Annotated in this window: 16 protein-coding genes; 7 read left to right on the top strand and 9 right to left on the bottom strand. The window is 40.8% G+C overall.

Annotation, left to right across the window (positions count from 1 at the left end; genetic code table 11):
• The first annotated feature begins 3 nt into the window (after window positions 1–3).
• Entirely contained in the window at window positions 4–447 is a 444-nt protein-coding gene (locus tag VGE44_RS03745) for a molybdenum cofactor biosynthesis protein MoaE (protein WP_331076415.1), read from the top strand.
• Window positions 448–452: 5 nt separating this feature from the next.
• Window positions 453–911, top strand: coding sequence for a DUF1801 domain-containing protein (locus VGE44_RS03740; protein ID WP_331076414.1), 459 nt, complete (start codon window positions 453–455; stop codon window positions 909–911).
• A gap of 349 nt (window positions 912–1,260) precedes the next feature.
• Here the strand turns inward: VGE44_RS03740 and VGE44_RS03735 are convergent, their stop codons facing one another.
• From VGE44_RS03735 to VGE44_RS03705, 7 genes are all read right to left on the bottom strand, one after another.
• Window positions 1,261–2,172, bottom strand: coding sequence for a Gfo/Idh/MocA family oxidoreductase (locus tag VGE44_RS03735; RefSeq protein WP_331076413.1), 912 nt, complete (start codon window positions 2,170–2,172; stop codon window positions 1,261–1,263).
• A gap of 61 nt (window positions 2,173–2,233) precedes the next feature.
• The gene (locus tag VGE44_RS03730) at window positions 2,234–3,295 is read right to left on the bottom strand and encodes a glycosyl hydrolase family 18 protein (RefSeq protein ID WP_331076412.1); all 1,062 of its coding nucleotides are present in this window, start codon (window positions 3,293–3,295) and stop codon (window positions 2,234–2,236) included.
• A gap of 135 nt (window positions 3,296–3,430) precedes the next feature.
• Window positions 3,431–4,192, bottom strand: a complete 762-nt coding sequence (locus tag VGE44_RS03725) for a sugar isomerase domain-containing protein (RefSeq protein WP_331076411.1) — start codon at window positions 4,190–4,192, stop codon at window positions 3,431–3,433.
• Between the two features lies 1 nt (window position 4,193).
• Window positions 4,194–5,360: an MFS transporter gene (locus tag VGE44_RS03720; protein ID WP_331076410.1), complete on the bottom strand. Its 1,167-nt coding sequence runs from the start codon at window positions 5,358–5,360 to the stop codon at window positions 4,194–4,196.
• Window positions 5,361–5,370: 10 nt separating this feature from the next.
• On the bottom strand, window positions 5,371–6,345 hold the full coding sequence (locus tag VGE44_RS03715) for an ROK family protein (protein WP_331076409.1): 975 nt from the start codon (window positions 6,343–6,345) through the stop codon (window positions 5,371–5,373).
• A gap of 1 nt (window position 6,346) precedes the next feature.
• On the bottom strand, window positions 6,347–6,946 hold the full coding sequence (locus VGE44_RS03710) for a polysaccharide deacetylase family protein (protein WP_331076408.1): 600 nt from the start codon (window positions 6,944–6,946) through the stop codon (window positions 6,347–6,349).
• 95 nt (window positions 6,947–7,041) lie between these two features.
• Window positions 7,042–8,853, bottom strand: a complete 1,812-nt coding sequence (locus VGE44_RS03705) for a glycoside hydrolase family 9 protein (RefSeq protein WP_331076407.1) — start codon at window positions 8,851–8,853, stop codon at window positions 7,042–7,044.
• 172 nt (window positions 8,854–9,025) lie between these two features.
• On the opposite strand from VGE44_RS03705, the gene VGE44_RS03700 reads away from it, so the two are divergent.
• Window positions 9,026–9,769, top strand: a complete 744-nt coding sequence (locus tag VGE44_RS03700; protein ID WP_331076406.1) for a DeoR/GlpR family DNA-binding transcription regulator — start codon at window positions 9,026–9,028, stop codon at window positions 9,767–9,769.
• A 149-nt stretch (window positions 9,770–9,918) separates the two neighbouring features.
• On the opposite strand, the gene VGE44_RS03695 is transcribed toward VGE44_RS03700, so the two are convergent.
• Together VGE44_RS03695 and VGE44_RS03690 are read right to left on the bottom strand one after the other, a co-directional pair.
• Entirely contained in the window at window positions 9,919–11,457 is a 1,539-nt protein-coding gene (locus VGE44_RS03695) for a SusD/RagB family nutrient-binding outer membrane lipoprotein (RefSeq protein ID WP_331076405.1), read from the bottom strand.
• A gap of 25 nt (window positions 11,458–11,482) precedes the next feature.
• Window positions 11,483–14,587 carry a SusC/RagA family TonB-linked outer membrane protein gene (locus VGE44_RS03690; protein ID WP_331076404.1) on the bottom strand — a complete coding sequence of 1,035 codons (3,105 nt, stop codon included), beginning with the start codon at window positions 14,585–14,587 and terminating at the stop codon, window positions 11,483–11,485.
• A gap of 415 nt (window positions 14,588–15,002) precedes the next feature.
• Between VGE44_RS03690 and VGE44_RS03685 the strand changes: the two genes are divergently transcribed.
• The 4 genes from VGE44_RS03685 (at window position 15,003) to VGE44_RS03670 (ending at window position 18,216) form a co-directional block, all read left to right on the top strand.
• Complete coding sequence (locus tag VGE44_RS03685; RefSeq protein WP_331076403.1) at window positions 15,003–15,791, top strand: NYN domain-containing protein; 789 nt, start codon at window positions 15,003–15,005, stop codon at window positions 15,789–15,791.
• Between the two features lie 186 nt (window positions 15,792–15,977).
• Window positions 15,978–16,751: a LiaF transmembrane domain-containing protein gene (locus VGE44_RS03680; protein WP_331076402.1), complete on the top strand. Its 774-nt coding sequence runs from the start codon at window positions 15,978–15,980 to the stop codon at window positions 16,749–16,751.
• A 60-nt stretch (window positions 16,752–16,811) separates the two neighbouring features.
• Window positions 16,812–17,171 carry a DUF4288 domain-containing protein gene (locus tag VGE44_RS03675; protein WP_331076401.1) on the top strand — a complete coding sequence of 120 codons (360 nt, stop codon included), beginning with the start codon at window positions 16,812–16,814 and terminating at the stop codon, window positions 17,169–17,171.
• Window positions 17,152–18,216, top strand: coding sequence for a sensor histidine kinase (locus VGE44_RS03670; RefSeq protein WP_331076400.1), 1,065 nt, complete (start codon window positions 17,152–17,154; stop codon window positions 18,214–18,216). Before VGE44_RS03675 ends, VGE44_RS03670 begins: the two co-directional genes overlap by 20 nt.

Here is an 18,216-nt window from a genome sequence, read left to right as displayed (position 1 = left end):
GCAATGTTAGAAAGAAAACCTAAAAACATCTTCAGTCAGGGTGCCATTCCTGCAACATTCATTGCCGAAAGCATCCAAAAACACAGTACCCAGAAAGCAATCGGAGGCCATAGTATATTTTTGGGCCAGGTTAGGGCAGACGAAACCGGGAACGGTAAAGTAAGAGCCATCGATTTTACCGCCTTCGAAGATATGGCAATTGAAAAAATGCATCTGATCAGGGAGGATATTTTTGCCAAATACCCACTAACCTGTATGCATGTGCATCACAGCCTCGGAGAGGTTGCAGCGGGCGAAATTTGCTTATTTGTATTCACCTCATCAGCGCACCGAAAAGCTGCAATGGACGCCTGCAATGAAACCGTAGAAAGACTGAAGGCTGAACTACCTGTCTGGGGGCGGGAGATTATGGAAGATCATTCTCACCAATGGAAAGTAAATAAATAAAAATTATGCAATCCACAGCATCAAGCCCACAGGAATATTTCGACTCCCTTCCGGAAGACCGGAAGGAAGGGATGAATCGCCTAAGAAAGGTAATTCTCGACAATCTGCCAAAGGGCTTTTCGGAGGAAATGAGTTATGGAATGATTGGCTATGTTGTGCCACATTCCATATATCCTGCAGGATATCATTGCAATCCTAAATTACCACTACCCTTTATAGGGCTTGCTTCCCAGAAAAATTTTATTGCATTTTACCATATGGGGTTATATGCTGATAAGAAAACAATGGATTGGTTTCTTGAAGAATATCCCAAACATACTTCCGCTAAAAGAGACATGGGTAAAAGTTGTCTGCGGTTTAAAAAACCCGAGCAGATACCATACGAACTAATTGGGCAATTGGTCAAAAGAATTAGTGTAGAAGATTGGATTGGTATTTACGAAAGAAATTTTCGCAAGCAGTAATTTGTTTAGCTCCAGATCCTTTCTGCGTCAGCCTTGGCGGCAGGCAGGAATGACACCCTCCCATTTGCAATTATCAAGTGAAGTTAACAAAAAATCAGAGTACCAACCTAACACCTGAAATGCTATCTCTTTTCTGATCTCAGAATTACGAGAGGCTTGCCAGATACTTGTTATACTACTGTTATACCATACCTATATCGGTATAAGGTCGGTATAAGGACCCTATAAGGTCGGTATAAGCTTACGTGAATTGTTTATGGAGAAATTGATAACCTGAAGTATTTATCAATATACTAAAAAATAGGGTCAAAAACAAAGATTAATCATTCTCAACCCGATAGCTCAACTGTCAACTATCAATTGTCAATTGATTAACCACATTCTCGCACATCTCATGAGTCAGCAAGGCATCCTGCATACTGAATTGAGGTTTGTTACCATTTTCAAGTGTCTGGAGGAAATCCTGAATAATACTTTCAAAACCGCGTTTCGATAAAGTCGATTCCCAGTCGTTAATTCCGCTTGAGATTTCGGTCTTTTGACGCATGGTACTCAAGTTGGTCATATTAACAACGGTCTTCTTTTCTTCTGTGCTAAATATTTCTACTTTCTCCTCGAGGGTGCCTGAATCCCTGTTCATAATACCAATAGCAGTAGAACCATTTTCAGCAATCAGTTGAACCACAACATGATTCAATAATCCATCCCTTTTCATACCTCTTATCAGGACTTCTTCAACCGGTCTGTCAAAAAGATAGCGCATGGTATCAAGAACATGAATAAAATCATCGAAAACGAAGGTTCTTATATCCCCCGGGAGGGAATGACGATTCTTTTGAAGAATGATCATGTTCGGATCTTTGACCTGCTTCAGTTCCCGGTAGGCCGGAGCATATCTTCTGTTAAAACCAACCATCAGATTCAGGCCTCGGCTTTCTGCGAGATCAATCAGCCTTTTGGAAGAAGCAAAATCATAAGTTATAGGTTTATCCACATACACATGAATATTATGCCTGAGAAGCTGTTCTATGATACTTTCATGGGATTCAGTTGAAGTATGAACAAATGCACCTTTGATACCACTTTCGAGGATAGATTCAAAGCTGAGATGAAGATTAGTAATTCTGTATTGCCTGCCGATTTGGGTAAGACGCTCCTGATTACGGGTAAAAAGGTGAATTTCGAGATCCTTGCTGCACAATACCGGAAGATATGCCTTTTGAGCGATATCCCCTAAACCGATGATGCCGATTTTTAACATGGGTGAGAGTTGTAATTTGTATACTATGTGTTGTGTGTTCGTCCTATAACTCAACTCTAAGTCACCGGATGGTTTTGACCACTTCCTTCTTCAGTACGCCCCAAAATTCCGGATCTTCGCCTCCCAGCACCCAAACAGAAATACCTCTTAAATTGTATTTTTTCAGAACATCCAGCTTTGGTTTCAATGAACGGGCATCCTCTATAAACAAATACTCAAACACTCCGTCATTATCCCACATTGCCCAGTTAACCTGAGCTTTTTCATGCCATTGTTTTACAGCATTATACTGTCCGAGAAGATGCTGAACCATAGGATATTTGGCACTCCGGCCATTTGCGAAACCTCCCCTTTCTTCCGTATAGTCTGTAAACCAGTGAACCGAATAATTTGGAATCCCCATAGACAGTTTACCCGGTGCTACTCCCTGAGCAAGAAGATGTTTGATCACTTTTTCCATCCATTCCGGACTGGCAACCGGTCCCGGAGGGGTACGCCTGGTATGCTGATCATAGGTCATGATGGATATAAAATCGCCGATCTCTGAAAGCTCTTTCAGTGAATATCCTGCACGCCAGTTTTCATATAAGAACAGATGATAGGCAGAGGGTCCGCCAACATTTTCCGTTGCATGGACCAGAGCTGCAGATAGCTGAAGATCTGCTTTATGCAAGGCATCCGCTGTTTCTTTAAAATACAGGGTAAAATTATCCATATCGGAGATATGCAGACCCTCAAGATCAAATTGCCAGCCGTCCAGATCATACTGTTTAGCATATTCCAGCATCATTTCAATGGATCGTTTACGTGCCACAGGATTTGAAACAATATCGTGAAGCAATTTCTGATTGAAGCCGCTGTTGACTATCAAAGGCATTACTTTGACATGATTGGCCTTTGCCAGAGCAAGCACCCGGGGGTCAACCGAACCCGAAAGTACACCTTCTTTGCTGACAAGAAATGTTTGCGGGCAAACGATGGAGATCTGGGCAGCATTGGCCTTAAAACTTTCAAATGATTCGGGAGTATTCACCATGTAAAACAGGTTCTCAGACCTGGTTTGGGCATGGTTTTCTGTGGCAATACCCAAAAGGAGCAGAAAAACAGCTATTAAAATTTTCATAGAATCAATTTTAGGTTAGAACAGGCTTAAATATACTTCATCAGCAGATAATTTCAATCATCCGTTGAATGGAATCTTCTGATGAGCAGACCGGATCAAAGCTGACAGGGTTTGGAACCCTGTCAGCGTTTAAATTTATACTCCTGCGATTCTTCTCTTGTATTCTGCAAGAGCATCTTCCAGTCTCTCTTTGGCCGTATCATCCCCAGGAACATTATGCGAAGGATGAATGAATAATTTAACACCTCTGTCTGCAAGAATTTCTGCTACTGTAGTCACGGTCATCCATACACAGGTTATAAAAGCCATCGTTGAAACCGGGCCTACCTTATCCTGATGGTTTTTAAGTTTCACTGAGGCATCTCCAATAGGTGCGCAGGTATCAACAACATGATCAGCTATATCAAAAATTGTTTTACCGCTTGAGTGACGGGTCTTTTTACCCACCGCTTCAGAGGCTGATCCGAAAACGATCACTTTCATCCCCTTCTTTTTCGCTTCCAGTGCAACATCAATATTCACATTATTGATACCGGTATGGGAGAAAAGCCACATCGTATCCCGGGTATCGAAAGTATAACCCTTCATAATTTCAACTCCATAGCCTTCTACCCTTTCAAGAAATACAAACTGGTGTACTCCCATCTCACCGGTTATCCTGGTAAAGAAGCTCAGGGGTAATTCGATCATCGGGTGAAAACCTACGAATCCGCCTATCCGCGGATACATCTCTTCCACCGGAATAGTTGCGTGACCGCAACCAAAAGTATGAACCCAGCGGCCTGCTTCAATTGAATCGGCCATTATCTCCGCAGCTTTGCGGATGTTTTCCATTTGAGTTTCCTCGATCCGGGTCATAATATCCCGTGCATTCTTAAGCCATTGTTGTGCTAACATATTATTGTTTTTTTATAGTGTTATAATTGAGTTTCTTAATAATCGTAAATGTGAGGACCACCATGAGGGCAATCTCGAAATAGGCCACAGTGGTTAAATGCTTTATTCCATAAATTTGAGCGATCATGCCCATCAGGTAATTGACCATCATATTTCCCAGAAGGGCAGTTACCAGCACAAAGCTGAATGCGGTAGCCGAAAGATCGGAATACCTGGCGCCAACAATGCCCAGCATGACCGGAAAACCGGCTGCAAGGCCGGCACCAATCAGTATCAGTCCGCTAACGGCTATTGGAAACGATTGTCCTGCTTTTAAAAATGTACAACCGAGGAAAAGCAAAAAGAATGATATAATCAGAATGTTCGGTGATTTAACATTACGGAAGATACTGATGATTAATAAGCGCATCACTGCCATCCCTGCAACATACAATGAAAGAGCAAAAAGTGCCTTGTTTTGTGAAATGGAGAGTTGTCCGATCAGGTAGCTGGTGGTCCAGTTATTGATAATTCCTTCAAAACTGCTCTGGCAAAACAGAAACAGAGAGATCAGTATAAGGGTCTGATCCTGAATCAGTTTAATTCCCTTCAATAGGGGTAAACCACCCAACTGCTTAGGCGGCGGAAACCTGATTGAAATAAAAAATACAGTAGCAATAAGCGTCAGGAAACTAACATAGGAAATGACCTTGCTGAAGCTGAAAAGGTTCTCAAGCACCCCCAGTATTAAGGGCATGCCCAATGCCCCTATTGCAAAAAAGACCCCTAACAGGCTCAGATTAGAACGCTTGTTCACAAGGCTGATATCGGAAACAACCGCATTTGCAACTCCATTTATCGCACCGCATGCGAGTCCAAATAGAAATATATACATTTTTAGCAGGCTGATCGATGCAGTATGGGCGATTCCCTGAAATCCCGTAAACATTAACAGGCATGAAATAATAAGAAATACTTTATACCCATATTTATCACAAAGTGGGCCGAATATCAGAGAACCGGTCAAAATGCCTATTGGCAAGATCGAAAACAAGGAACCGGTCGACAAATCATCAAGGGAAAATTTAGCTTTCAATCCGGTAGCAACCGAACCAAGGGTGATCAATCCGATACCGAATAGTAACATACCGAGGCAGGCCGCAAAAAAAACTAATCTGGATCTATACATATCTAAGGATTTATATATTTTTAACCGATTGCAATGCGAGATAAGCGGCTCCAATCACACCCGCATTTCCCCCTGCCCCCGACTCTTCCATACTTACCTGCGTTGCAGATATCGGTTGCGCCCATTTATTAGCTTCCTGCTGAATATCTGAGATAAACTGTACCCCCGGCCCAAACACCCCTCCTCCGAAAATGATCTTTTCAGGATTGAACAGACTGATCAGATTCGCCACGGCCATACCCCAGAATTCGACACATTGTTTCATAACCTCCACAGCCAGCCTATCCCTTTTCTCATACGCATTAAACACATCAGCAGCGGTAATGTTTCCGGGATCCCCATCCCTAAGTTCACCTGAGTACTCCGGCATGGAAGCAAGCAGTTCTCTTGCCACCTTGGCAATACCCTCACCTGAAGCGTGGTACTCAAAACATCCGCAGGAAGTATATTTTTCCTTAAAAGGACGATCAAGGGCCATCCATCCAATACATCCTGCAATATCCTGAGACCCACGTAATATGTTCCCGTTGATTAAAATGCCCGCGCCAATGCCGGTACCAACTGATAAATAGATCGCATCTTTGCAGCCCCTGGCATTACCCTGCCAGAGTTCACCTAAAATATAACAGGCGCGGTCACTGTCAATACTTACCGGGATAGTACCACAAAGTGCCTGCAACTCTTTTAATAAAGGATAGTCTTCCCAGCCCTTAATATTGGGAGCCCAGACGGTTCCGCTTTTGCTCCTGCTAATTCCCGGGACTGATACACCCACTGCGCGTACCGGATCTTTAGCTTCAATTTCAAGAAAACCTTTTAGCACATCACATATTAACTCAGCAACTGATGAACCCGTCCGGTGATCAAGCGCTGCAGTTTCCTTTTTAAGGAGTTCACCACTTTCACTGAACATTGCAATTGCCACTTTAGTGCCGCCTAAATCAATTCCAAGTACTGACATAAAATCCTCATATTCTAAATTCAACTTATATTTGCTTTAGGCTGATAAATGTGTACCCTCTTTTTTTTAGCTCCCTTAGTAATTCATCCAACCTGTTATAAAATTTATCTGCCCTGCGTGGATCAGTTCCAATATGCATAAGTAAAATAAACCCGTTCAAACCGTTCGGATCTGTTTCATCCCTGCTGATAACCGAACGGAAAATCTCATCAGATGATTTGTATAATGATCCCATCTCAGGGAAAGTATAATCTGCAGCTGAGCGTGTTCCCGGAGAAAAATTTATAAGTTTAAACCCCATTTCAACTGTCCAGTTCGCAATTGTCTGGTTGTACCATTCATAAGGTGGTAAAAAGTATAGTGCATCAGTTTTCTTAATCCCGAAAGCTGCCATACGTCCGTAATTATTATCCAGATCTGTTCTGAACTGCTCCCTACTGACAAGTAAACTATCCCTTTGGGTCCAGTCGGCATACAAAAGATGCTTATCTGAATGAGCTCCCAGATAATGTCCATAACTTTTGAGTCTCCGGATCAGGGGAGCAAAAGCCGGATTCGAATAAAAATTTCCAGTCAGAAAAAATGACGCGGGAACTTTATTTTTCTGCAAAGCCTCTCTGATCACATCTCCTCCATCAGCGAATTCATCTCCAGTAAAAACCAGGCTGATCTCCTTTTTGGAAACATTACCACGGATGATTGCCCCGTTATTATCAATAATTACTTTTTTTCGGGAGCCCCCTCTCCTGAGTCATTTTCCTTTGCAGCCAGTAAATAGATCAATGTTGCTGTTCCATCCATTGTCGGTTCATTGGTACTGTAATCCCCGATATCATCATGATAAACAGCTAGCTTGGATTGAAATTCTGCAAATTCATCAGGCTGCAGTAACTTTATACCAATAAGGTTATTGAATATATTGCCATAAACAGGTCCATCAACCAGGCCGCCATCAAGCGGATAATTATGTAATAATGTAAATGAAGAATGGGTATCCACAGGCGTTTCTCCTTGAGCTGGCAGACCAAAGACCATACTGGTACCCCATGGATTCAGGCCAAACAACCAGTCGAAACTTGCCTGTTCAAGTTGAATATAGGTATCATCACCCGACATTTTGCGATACAGATAACATTGTATTGCAAATGCCGCTGTTAAATTATTAGAACACCAGATAAAGGGAATTCCCCTGTAAAAAGCATTACCCTTTGCTTTTTGCCATACTTTCTCAATTCCTGCCTTGTAATAACTGATAAGTTTTGCCTTTTCCTCACCATTTGCCTTCTGTGCCAGTTCATAATGCCCCATATTCAGAAAAGGATACCACTGATAATGATTCGCGGTATCGGCTCCAAACCAGGGTGTGATGGTTTCCTCCTTGCTGTATTTAAGCCCCTGTTCAAGGTATTTTTTTTCTCCGGTAAGCTGATAAATGGATGCCGCACCCAGTTCCATATCATCAACCCAATTTCCTTCAGCATAGATATAAGGTGATTTAACCGAAGCTGTTTGCGCGAGTCCGGGTTTAGCCAGACCAAATTCATAGGCCGAAAGCGAACGGCTGCGGTATGTATCAGCCAGAAACTGATCTTTTGAATTGTAAACCTGCGACGCCAGGGCAAATGCGCTTGCAAATTTTCCTGCCGTTGAGGCCGCACCTGTAGCCTTATTCTTAAATTTACCTAATCCCTGAGGCTCACCAGTAATGAAATAAACAGGCCTCCCGGTACCTTTTCCAAAACCATAATCAACCGAATCAACATCCGGCATGTGGTATCCGGCATGATCGCGGTCATCAGCGATCTGATTAAACATCCAGTCTTTACGCGGATGCATTTTCAGCAGCCAGTCAAGCCCCCATTTTGCCTCATCAAGCACATCCGGCGTCCCGTTCCTACCGTCAAGACCGTTTGTAAGATACTGATCAACAAATACTTCAGGAAAATCGCGGTAAGCAGCAAGAAGATTGTAGGTAGCATTGGCCGAAGTAGTTGAATACTGAAGATAATCAGATGCATCATGCCAGCCACCTGTTACATCCACATAGGTATGTTCAGGCATCGGACCATAAACTGTATAACCATCGAGTGGATGGCAGGTCTTCCTCAGGTATGGATTATATCCGCATCGTTGTTGTCGCATGTAGCGTAAAGCGAAATCAGCGGCACCTTTATACGTATCATTTCCAATCTTAAATTCCGTCGACCTGACGGAGCCTGCCTGAAGATAATAAGTCCCGGCAGATCTAAACTCTGTAAAATCAAGGCGAAAAGATCTACTGAAAGGGCCGTAAGCTCCGAAATCTTTACTGACAACTTTCTTCAGAACCACTTTAGACGAAGATGCATCAACCAGTTCAAAGTATTTAAACCTTTCTGAATTCTTTGAGCCCAGAACGGCCACTTTCACAGCAGAATTCAGATAACCCATTTGATTAATCCTGATCCAGGATTCAGGCTTTTCCTGTGCGGAAATGCATATCGCTGAAAACTGAACAAGAAAGAATAAAAAAACGGTTTTGATTGTTTTCATAAAAAAGTTAAATATGCGACATTGTGCTGTTTTACATTTCAAATATATAAATATTGCATTATTACGCAAAACTAATTTTATAATACATCTTCAAATTAATCGTCTTTATATTAGCTCAAGACAAAGCATTAAATTTATATTTGAGTGCCAAAAAAATATTAAAACCCAGAACATGTTACAAGAAGAACGGCAAAGTCTGATTTTAAATGAGATTAACCTACGCAACAAGGTTCATACAGCCGATTTATGCTCCCTTTTCGATGTTTCTCTGGATACAATTCGGAGAGACCTTACTGAACTTGAGAAGAACGGGAAAATAATAAAAGTACATGGGGGCGCTTTATCCAAAAGCTTTCATCAGCCTTTCCAGCCACCTGCGGTTTATGCTCAGGAAAAGAAAAAGATCATTGCAAAGAAGGCCCTGAATCTTATACAGGACGGCATGTTTATTCTTACTGGCGGAGGAACAATCATGCTTGAATTAGCAAGAATGATCCCTGAAAATCTAAAAGGCACCTTCTTTACTGTCAGTCCGCTTGTAGCACTTGAAGTAGCACAACGTTCTAGTGTTGATGTAATCCTGCTGGCTGGTCAGCTCTCACCTAATTCTTATATTTGCACAGGCGCTTCTGTTGTCAGTCAGCTTGCAGAGATAAAAGTTGATTTATGCTTTTTGGGATCAAATGGCTTATCTGTAGATGAAGGACTTACGGATTATGACTGGGATGTTGTTCAAACAAAGAAGGCACTGATCAAATCCTCTAAAAAAACGGCACTTTTAAGTATCACTGAAAAACTTGATTGCAGCCATAAACTTCAGGTATGCAATATCAATAGTCTGGATTACCTGTTTACAGAAAGCGATCCGAATCATGAAAAACTTAAGAAATATGCGAAGGAAGTAAAAGTGGTATAAATGTCATGAGAGGTGAGAGGTGAGACGTTAGATGTGAGATGTGAGATGTGAGAAATGAGAGTTGAGAATGGATAATTTGCTCATTATAAAAACAAAGGCCACCCCCAGATAGGGGACGGCCTTTATTTTATCAAAACCAGCAGTAAAACTTATTGCGTATCCCACCAAACTCTTCCCGATAAGAGATCTCCTCCGGGAACGGCATCATGGGCAGGTTTATAATTTACCGGGTTCGTATTTGCCTCTCTTACCGGATAAGGAAAGCGGCGGGGAATAGTATTACCTGTAACATTTGCAGGATAATTAGTTGGAACAAGGGCCGGAATTCCCGTTCTTCTCCAATTGCTCCATGATTCATAGAAATCTAACATAGTAGCGGCGTTGATCCAGTACTGTGTGTTGATCTGACTCAATGCATTTGCGGGATCATAAGAATTTGCTGTCAAAAAATCATTGGCTACAGTTTCACTGATTGCTGCAGACGCATTATACTGACTCAGAAAAGTTATGGCAGCTCTGACACCATTCTTGTAATGATCCCCGGCACTGCCACCTATTCCAAATCTGACCGCTGCATCTGCCAGAAGCAATTCAGATTCAGCATAAGTGAGAATAAAGGTTGGGCCATCATTATTCCTGAAAATAGCAGAAGGTCCCGAATAAGAAAGTCTGTCACCCGGATATTGAGGTGCAGTACTGATATTCCTGATTGTACCCACGTCATACCCATTAGGCATTCCTATCTGACTGGCAGGAACATTATTATTACCATTCCGCACTGAAATTACGCTTAACCTGGGATCATTTGTATTTTTTAGATGATTGATAAATGTTTGTGACCATTTAATCTCCACATTTTCAGGAGGGCCATTTAATACCTGACTATTCCGGTTTATGGTGGCACGCCCTCCAGCAGCATTATTAACCAGAAATGCATTATCACTATTACTCTGCATAGTTTTTCCAAGCACTTTCTGAACATAAGTTTTGGCCAGATCTGGCTTAGCCTTGGTAAGACGCATTGCAGCACGTAATATTAATGTATTACCAAAACGTTGCCATTTTAGGATATCGCCATTGTAGAATGCATCACCAGTTGGCTTATCAGCAGCCGGATCCAGACTATTTGTTGCCTCTTCCAGTTCCTTTAAAATATCCATATAAATAGCCTCCTGATTATCGTATTTTGGAAAATAGGCCTTACTGTAATACCCCATTCCAGCCTCAAAATATGGCACATCACCATACAAATCAGTAATACGCTGAAGGATCATAGCCTTCATAATGCGCCCTATCTGATGAAGGTTTTTGTACTGAGCTTTTGCTCTGGTAAATTCCACCAGGTCAACAACCGGCTTCACCTGTTCAGGGTATGCAACATCCCAGTATGCGGTAGCATAAGCTGCATTCAATGTATATTTATCACCTGCCCAGTATCCAAGGGTGGTTGAGAACTGCTGCATCATGGTAGAGCAATAGATCAGGTTAGACCTCCATGTTTCATAACTAAAATCTGTTGAACCAGTATAGGTTAGCTGGGAGGTGGTGAGCAGATAATTTGGGTTAAAATTATTGCTGCCGTATGCCACAGGATTGGTATTCAGTTTATCAAAATTATCGGTACATCCCACAATCAGAAACGCTGCCAAAAAGACAACCTGAATGTATTTTTTACAAATCTTTTTCATGCTTTGAATTTTAAAGTTTATTTACTTAGAATTTTACTGCCAGGTTTAAGCCAAAGGTCCTGACAGGAGGTACTCCTCCAAGCTCCAGACCCTGACTAATACCACCATAACTGGCCTCAGGATCAATATTATCCGTCTTTTTCATCAGGATGAATAGATTCCGGCCTACAAAACTTAAGGAAGCCCCTTTCACAAGATTATCAAACATAGCAGGCGGGAAGGAATAGCCAAGGGTAAACTGACGGAACTTTATAAAACTTGCATCATAAACGAACATTTTGGAAACGTTGGCTGCACTTTGGGTATAATAGGTTTGGGCATTGATCGAGCCGAAACTTTTCTCCCGGTCTAATGTTCCTTTATGTAAACCGCTGGTGTATCCTATAGCATCGGTGGCAGAAAAGATCTTTGCCCCGAACTTCCCATCAATCAGGAATGACAAATTAAGCCTTTTATAAGAGAACTCATTGTTCCAGCCAGCTGTCCATTTATGGTAGGCTGAGCCCCAGGCAGTTAGTGTACCCCTGTCGGGAATCCCATTGGCCAGCAGTACGATATTCCCATTGGCATCGTATTTATTATCGAAAGCCATAATCTGATTAGAAGATTTTCCAACTATATTCTGAGTAAACCCAGTTCCTGTCCTGGAAGTTGCTACAGCCAGTGAGCCCTGGCCTGCGGATAAAGATAAAACCTTATTATTGTTGACAGAACCGTTAAAAGAAGAAGTCCAGACAAAAGAACTCCCTTTAATAGGCGCTCCCGTTATTAATGCTTCAAAACCCTTATTTTCCAGTTCTCCGACATTAAGCACCACTCCGGAGTATCCGGAAGTTGTTGAAGCGGGTGCTGAAAGGATTTCATTACTGGATCTTTTGTTATACCAGCTCAGATCAAGCCGTAAACGGTCCTTAAATACTCTGAGTTCTGTACCGATCTCAAGTTCCCTCGCATTAGATGGCTTTAGTTCATTATTAGGTATAGAACTGTTGCTGATTACTCCAAGGGGCTGCCCGTTTAGCTGTGCTGGAAGAAGTCCGTAGGTCAGCAAGGTTTGATAAGGCCCTAGCCCCCCTCCTACATTAGCCCAGCCTGCCCTTAGCTTACCAAAATTAAGCCAGCTATTGTTGAGAAGCTCAGAAAATACAAAGGAACCACTTATCGAAGGATAAAATATATCCAATTTATCTGAAGGCCATAATGCAGAGAACCAGTCATTACGTCCCGAGGCATTCAAATAGAACATGCCTTTATATTCGATATCGAGAGTACCATATATTGCCTGAACATCAGATCTGGGTCTGAAATATTGAATTGACTGATTTTTGGCATTCAGGATATTATATACATAAGGCACCGCAAAATTGAGTCCGTTTTGAGTTGTACTTTCAGATCTGGCCTGCATCAGATTAGCTCCTGCGCTTGGAGTAATTTTAAGATCAGGTAAAATTTTAAATGACCGCCCTCCTAAATAGATATCAGCATTGAATTGTGAAACCTTACTGAATCGTTCCGAAATATGCTGATTAGCAAGCGGATAATAAGCCGTGCCATTGGGAACAACACTTGTATAACGATCATTATAAGAATCCTGGCCGCCACGTAATTCTATAAAAAATCCACCTTCGAATGTATATCGGGCACTTGCAGATCCAATCAAACGGTTCCGCAAAGTATTATTTACAAAATATTTGCTTGTAAACCAGGGGTTTGTTGCGTAAGCATTATTAACGAACTGTAATTCCGTACCATCGGCTTTAGTGCCCGGTTTCAGAGCCCTGACATCAACACTGGTTGGAAGGAACATCACGTTATAGTTTGAATTTCCGGCAAGATCACCCAGTATCGGTCGGTTATCCGCTTTATCTCTTATCATATTTGCCCGGGCATCAATGGTCAGCCTTTTAGATAGATTAAAGCTTCCGGAAAAATTGAAGGTCTGTCTTTGCAAATCAGAATTAGGAACTACAGAAAGGTTTCCCAGGTTACTGGCCGAAAACCTTATAGATCCTTCACCAAAATTCTTACTGAATGCTATTGTATTTGTAAAAGTTCCGCCAGATCGGTAAAAGTTTTTAATATTATTTTTCTGAGCAGAATAAGGACGCAGAACTCCGTCAAACTGAATAACATCAGTGCCATCAAGCTTTGCTCCCCAGCTCGAAGATCCGGTATCAAACGCCGTCGACTGGTTTGCAGGCTTATTATTATTACCGCCATTACCGTAAACATATTGCCAGTCCGTTAAATTCATCACTTGTTCTGAAACGTAATTTGAATTAAATTCAACAAGACCTTTGTCTGTACCACTTTTAGTTGTTATCAAAATCACACCATACTTTGCACGAAATCCATATAAAGCCGAGGCTGCAGCGCCTTTCAATACAGAAATTGAAGCAATATCATCTGGATTAATATTTGAAATACCATCACCCAAATCCGGGGATCTGGAATACTGACCCTCATTATTACCTTGCGGCTCATTATTTATGGGGATCCCATTTACTACATAGAGTGGTTGATTATTCCCCGACAAACTGGAAATACCTCTGATAATAACATTGGCCGACGAGCCTGGCCCTCCTGAAACAGAATTGACATTCACACCAGCCACTTTACCAACCAGGGAGTTAGCAATATTAGTCTCCCTTGCCTCAGTAAAATCAGATCCCTGAATCTCAGTTACCGAATAGCCTAATGCTCTACGCTCTCTTTTAACCCCAAGCGCGGTTACGACAACCTCCCCCAGCTGTGAAACATTTTCCTGAAGGACGGCAACAATACCCACATTCCTGTTATTAAGAGCCAGTTCCATGGTCTTATAGCCAGTATAGGATATGATCAAAGTACCAGATATATCAGCTTCAATAACAAATTCTCCTTTGCTATCAGTTGAAACGGTATAATTGCCACCTTTTATCCTGATACTGGCTCCTGGTAAGGGTTCTCCTTTATCGTTGGTCACTTTCCCTTTGATAGGGATCATCAATTCATGCCCGGGATATGTGCATTTTGGCATAATGGGAGCAGCATATCCAAATACCACCCCGGATGTGAGCAAAAAAACGCATAGCAGCCCAGACTGCAAGCACTTCCTTGTTTTGCTTAAGAGTAAAGAAATAATTTCCATAATCAGATTTTTAGTTAAAAATATACAAATGCTGTTTTATGCAATAAAAATATATAATTATATTAATAATGCAAATTAAATTATTGATCTCTAAATAATTATATAGATTTATTTGAAAAATAATCTTAAATAGCTAATTATCAAATATTTATTATCATTAATTCTATTTGCATTATTTTGCTGTTTTTAAAAATAACCTGTTTAAAACTTAAAATAGCTTCCCGAAGCTGCCGGCAATCCTCTTCCTTTAAGAAAGCTATAGGCAAAATGATTTTGAGAAGACAGAACATCGAGCCATTTTTATTCTGCCATTTGAGACAAATATTAATCAGACATGAAATGAACTATGAATAATAAAAGGCTTACCTTTATTTAGCCCCTTAGAAGGGTTGTAACCCCATTTATATAAATCAACATGGAAATAACCAAAGATCTCAGGCTGGCAGTTCTCATTGATGCTGACAATGTCCCCTATGCGAATGTAAAACCCATGTTTCAGGAAATTGCCAAATACGGTACGCCCACATTTAAAAGGATTTATGCCGACTGGACAAAACCAACCGTTTCCGGTTGGAAAAAAGTTTTATTGGAGAATGCAATTACCCCTATTCAGCAATACAGCTATTCGACCGGTAAAAATGCCAGCGACAGTGCAATGATCATTGATGCGATGGATATTTTATATTCCGGGAAGGTAGATGGGTTTTGCATCGTTTCAAGCGACAGTGATTTTACGAGGCTTGCTACCCGGTTAAGGGAAGCGGGAATGATGGTTATCGGTATCGGAGAGAAGAAAACCTTAATCCCTTTTATCACGGCTTGTGATAAATTTATCTATATCGAGATCCTGAGTGCAGAAGAGAGCAGCACGGAGGAAGCTGCATCTGACGAAACCCAATTAAGCAGAAAATCAAAGAAACCCCTTAAGAAGAAAAATGCACCGCTGAATAATATTGATAAAGAGCTTATCAAACTGATCAGCGACAGTATTTCTGATCTTGAAGATGAGAATGGCTGGGCGTATCTTGGGAACCTTGGAAATTTACTTTTGAAAAAGAAACCTGATTTCGACTCCAGGAATTATAATTACCCTAAACTACTTCCCCTGATAAAAAACCTGAATAAATTTGAATTTGATGAAAGGGTATCTGGAAAAGGAAATATTAAACATGTTTACATAAGGAGTAAATTAGCAAATGAGTAAATGTGCAAATTAGTAAATTAGCAGATGAGCAAATTATATACAGACCATTTGCTAATTATCAATTGTCAACTGAATTAATTTTTCACCGACATTTTTACGACATTCACCGAGAAGAGCAGTAAGCTCGCCTAATAAGTATTTTACATCAGATCATAAGACCTTAGTTTTGAATCAAATATTATAGCCATGCAAAATTCTAACAGCTCAAATCAAAAATCAGGTAAAGCCTTAGTAGGCTTAGTTTTACTTGGCCTGGGGTTCATACTATTACTGCGTACTTTAGACATTTTCTTTATACCAACATGGATTTTCAGCTGGCCTGTATTTATGATTCTGATTGGTGTTTTCATCGGCTCTCGTCAGGGATATGATCGTCCGTCTGCATTTATGCCGATTGCCATAGGAGCATTATTCCTGAGCAATAAGATAATACCGGGCATGGAACTGGGCAGATTTTTCTGGCCATTCCTGATTATTGGTCTTGGAACCTGGTTAGTATTTGGCCGAAAGAAGGACTTTAAGTCTGAAGATTTTACAAACTGGGATAAAAGAGTAGACTCTGAGAACAGTGATACAAACTTTACCGGGGAAGCTCAGGAAAGACCTGCTTCCGGGCCATTAACGGAAGACAAAATTGAATCTGTGTCAATATTTGGTGGAGTAAAAAAGAATATTGTCTCCAAGAATTTTCAGGGAGGAGAAATAGTTAATTTCTTTGGAGGCTGTGAGATCAATCTGATGCAGGCTGATATCAAAGGCAGGGTAAAGATCGAAGTTGTACAGGTATTTGGTGGTACTAAAATCATTGTTCCTGCAAACTGGACTATACATTCAGAAATGGTAGCCATTTTCGGGGGGATTGAAGACAAACGCCCTCCTCAATTAAATGCAATTCCGGATAAGATTCTGGTTATAGAAGGTACATCCATATTTGGAGGAATAGATATTAAGAGCTTTTAACCTGAGCAAAAGACTCTCCTGTTAAAAAACAACAGCTATCAACCTATAAATTATACAGCTATGAACTGGTATATCGCTAAACTTATTTTCAGAATTACCTGTGGCAATGGAAATCACCAGCCACAATTTGATGAACAACTCCGACTGATCAGTGCTTCTGGCGAGAAAGAAGCACTTAGAAAAGCTCAGAAGCTTATCAGGGAAGAAAAGCTTATTATGGAAAACAAGGATCGGTCAGCTATCCGATGGGATTTTATCAATATGACTGAGCTTTATCAGGTAGACGAACTAAAGGACGGATCTGAGATATATTGTAATATTCTTGAAGTGAGTAATGCTGAAGAATATATTGAAATGAGTAATCAAAAAGCATTATTGATAAGCCAAAATCAACAAACAAGTGTCACAACGACAATCTAATCCAAATCCTAATAATGGGGTTTTGTCAAGAAGCAAGATCTTACTGGTCATTGTACAATGTATTGTTGCCAGTATTTTATCTCAGACAGCGATATTACTTTGGTTTGGATTCAGTTTTCAGATATCATTACTGGACAGTACTGTAAGTATTTTACTGCTTGCAATCGCCTGCTACCTGATTGGAAATAACCTGAAATATTACCGGCCGGAGAAAAACAGGTATCTGCTCATGCTTATGTATTGCTCAATTCTTGCTTCTCTCTGGCTGCTGGTCAATAATTGGGTATTAGACAGCATTGTTTTAAATGACCCGCATTACACTGAATTTTTATACAACTCATTACCTGTCCGCTTCTTCATTGGGCTCCTTATTATCGGACTGATGGCCATGGTTAGTGTGGTTTGGTATACACAGGAGGATCAGAAAGAGACAGAAAAAAGAAAAATTGAAGCTGAAACTCTGGCCAGGGATGCTGAATTATATAATCTAAGACAACAATTACAACCCCACTTTTTGTTCAACAGTTTAAACTCAATTACTGCATTGATAGGCAGCAGACCAGAAGAAGCAAGAAAAATGATCCATCAATTATCAGATTTTCTTAGGGGAACTCTTAAAAAAGAGGATCAGCAGCCTGTTTCGCTTATTGATGAATTGGAACATTTACAATTATACCTTGACATAGAAAAAGTCAGGTTTGGCCATCGTCTCTCTACAGAAATATCATATAATGAGGCTTGCAAATCAAAATTACTTCCACCAATGCTGCTTCAGCCCATTGTAGAAAATGCAATAAAATTTGGCCTTTATGACACCACAGGTGTAGTTACTATCAGTATTTTTGCCGAATGCCTTGAGAATGAGCTTCAAATCACTGTTCAAAATCCATATGATCCGGATACTACCCGGCCTAAACATGGAACGGGCTTCGGACTCAGCGGTGTGAAAAGGAGATTGCATCTATTATTTGGCAGAACCGACCTATTGGAAACTACATCTTATAGCCATATATTTACAACTATTGTAAAAATTCCTCAGGTATAA

Origin of the sequence: Daejeonella sp., from assembly GCF_036405355.1 — a bacterium.
Lineage (GTDB): Bacteria > Bacteroidota > Bacteroidia > Sphingobacteriales > Sphingobacteriaceae > Daejeonella.
This window is presented reverse-complemented; position numbering and strand designations above follow the sequence as displayed.

Coding starts and splice junctions, on each gene's coding strand:
- VGE44_RS03745 (WP_331076415.1), top strand. CDS start 4: ATGTTAGAAAGAAAACCTAAAAACATCTTCAGTCAGGGTGCCATTCCT.
- VGE44_RS03740 (WP_331076414.1), top strand. CDS start 453: ATGCAATCCACAGCATCAAGCCCACAGGAATATTTCGACTCCCTTCCG.
- VGE44_RS03735 (WP_331076413.1), bottom strand. CDS start 2,172: ATGTTAAAAATCGGCATCATCGGTTTAGGGGATATCGCTCAAAAGGCA.
- VGE44_RS03730 (WP_331076412.1), bottom strand. CDS start 3,295: ATGAAAATTTTAATAGCTGTTTTTCTGCTCCTTTTGGGTATTGCCACA.
- VGE44_RS03725 (WP_331076411.1), bottom strand. CDS start 4,192: ATGTTAGCACAACAATGGCTTAAGAATGCACGGGATATTATGACCCGG.
- VGE44_RS03720 (WP_331076410.1), bottom strand. CDS start 5,360: ATGTATAGATCCAGATTAGTTTTTTTTGCGGCCTGCCTCGGTATGTTA.
- VGE44_RS03705 (WP_331076407.1), bottom strand. CDS start 8,853: ATGAAAACAATCAAAACCGTTTTTTTATTCTTTCTTGTTCAGTTTTCA.
- VGE44_RS03700 (WP_331076406.1), top strand. CDS start 9,026: ATGTTACAAGAAGAACGGCAAAGTCTGATTTTAAATGAGATTAACCTA.
- VGE44_RS03695 (WP_331076405.1), bottom strand. CDS start 11,457: ATGAAAAAGATTTGTAAAAAATACATTCAGGTTGTCTTTTTGGCAGCG.
- VGE44_RS03690 (WP_331076404.1), bottom strand. CDS start 14,587: ATGGAAATTATTTCTTTACTCTTAAGCAAAACAAGGAAGTGCTTGCAG.
- VGE44_RS03685 (WP_331076403.1), top strand. CDS start 15,003: ATGGAAATAACCAAAGATCTCAGGCTGGCAGTTCTCATTGATGCTGAC.
- VGE44_RS03680 (WP_331076402.1), top strand. CDS start 15,978: ATGCAAAATTCTAACAGCTCAAATCAAAAATCAGGTAAAGCCTTAGTA.
- VGE44_RS03675 (WP_331076401.1), top strand. CDS start 16,812: ATGAACTGGTATATCGCTAAACTTATTTTCAGAATTACCTGTGGCAAT.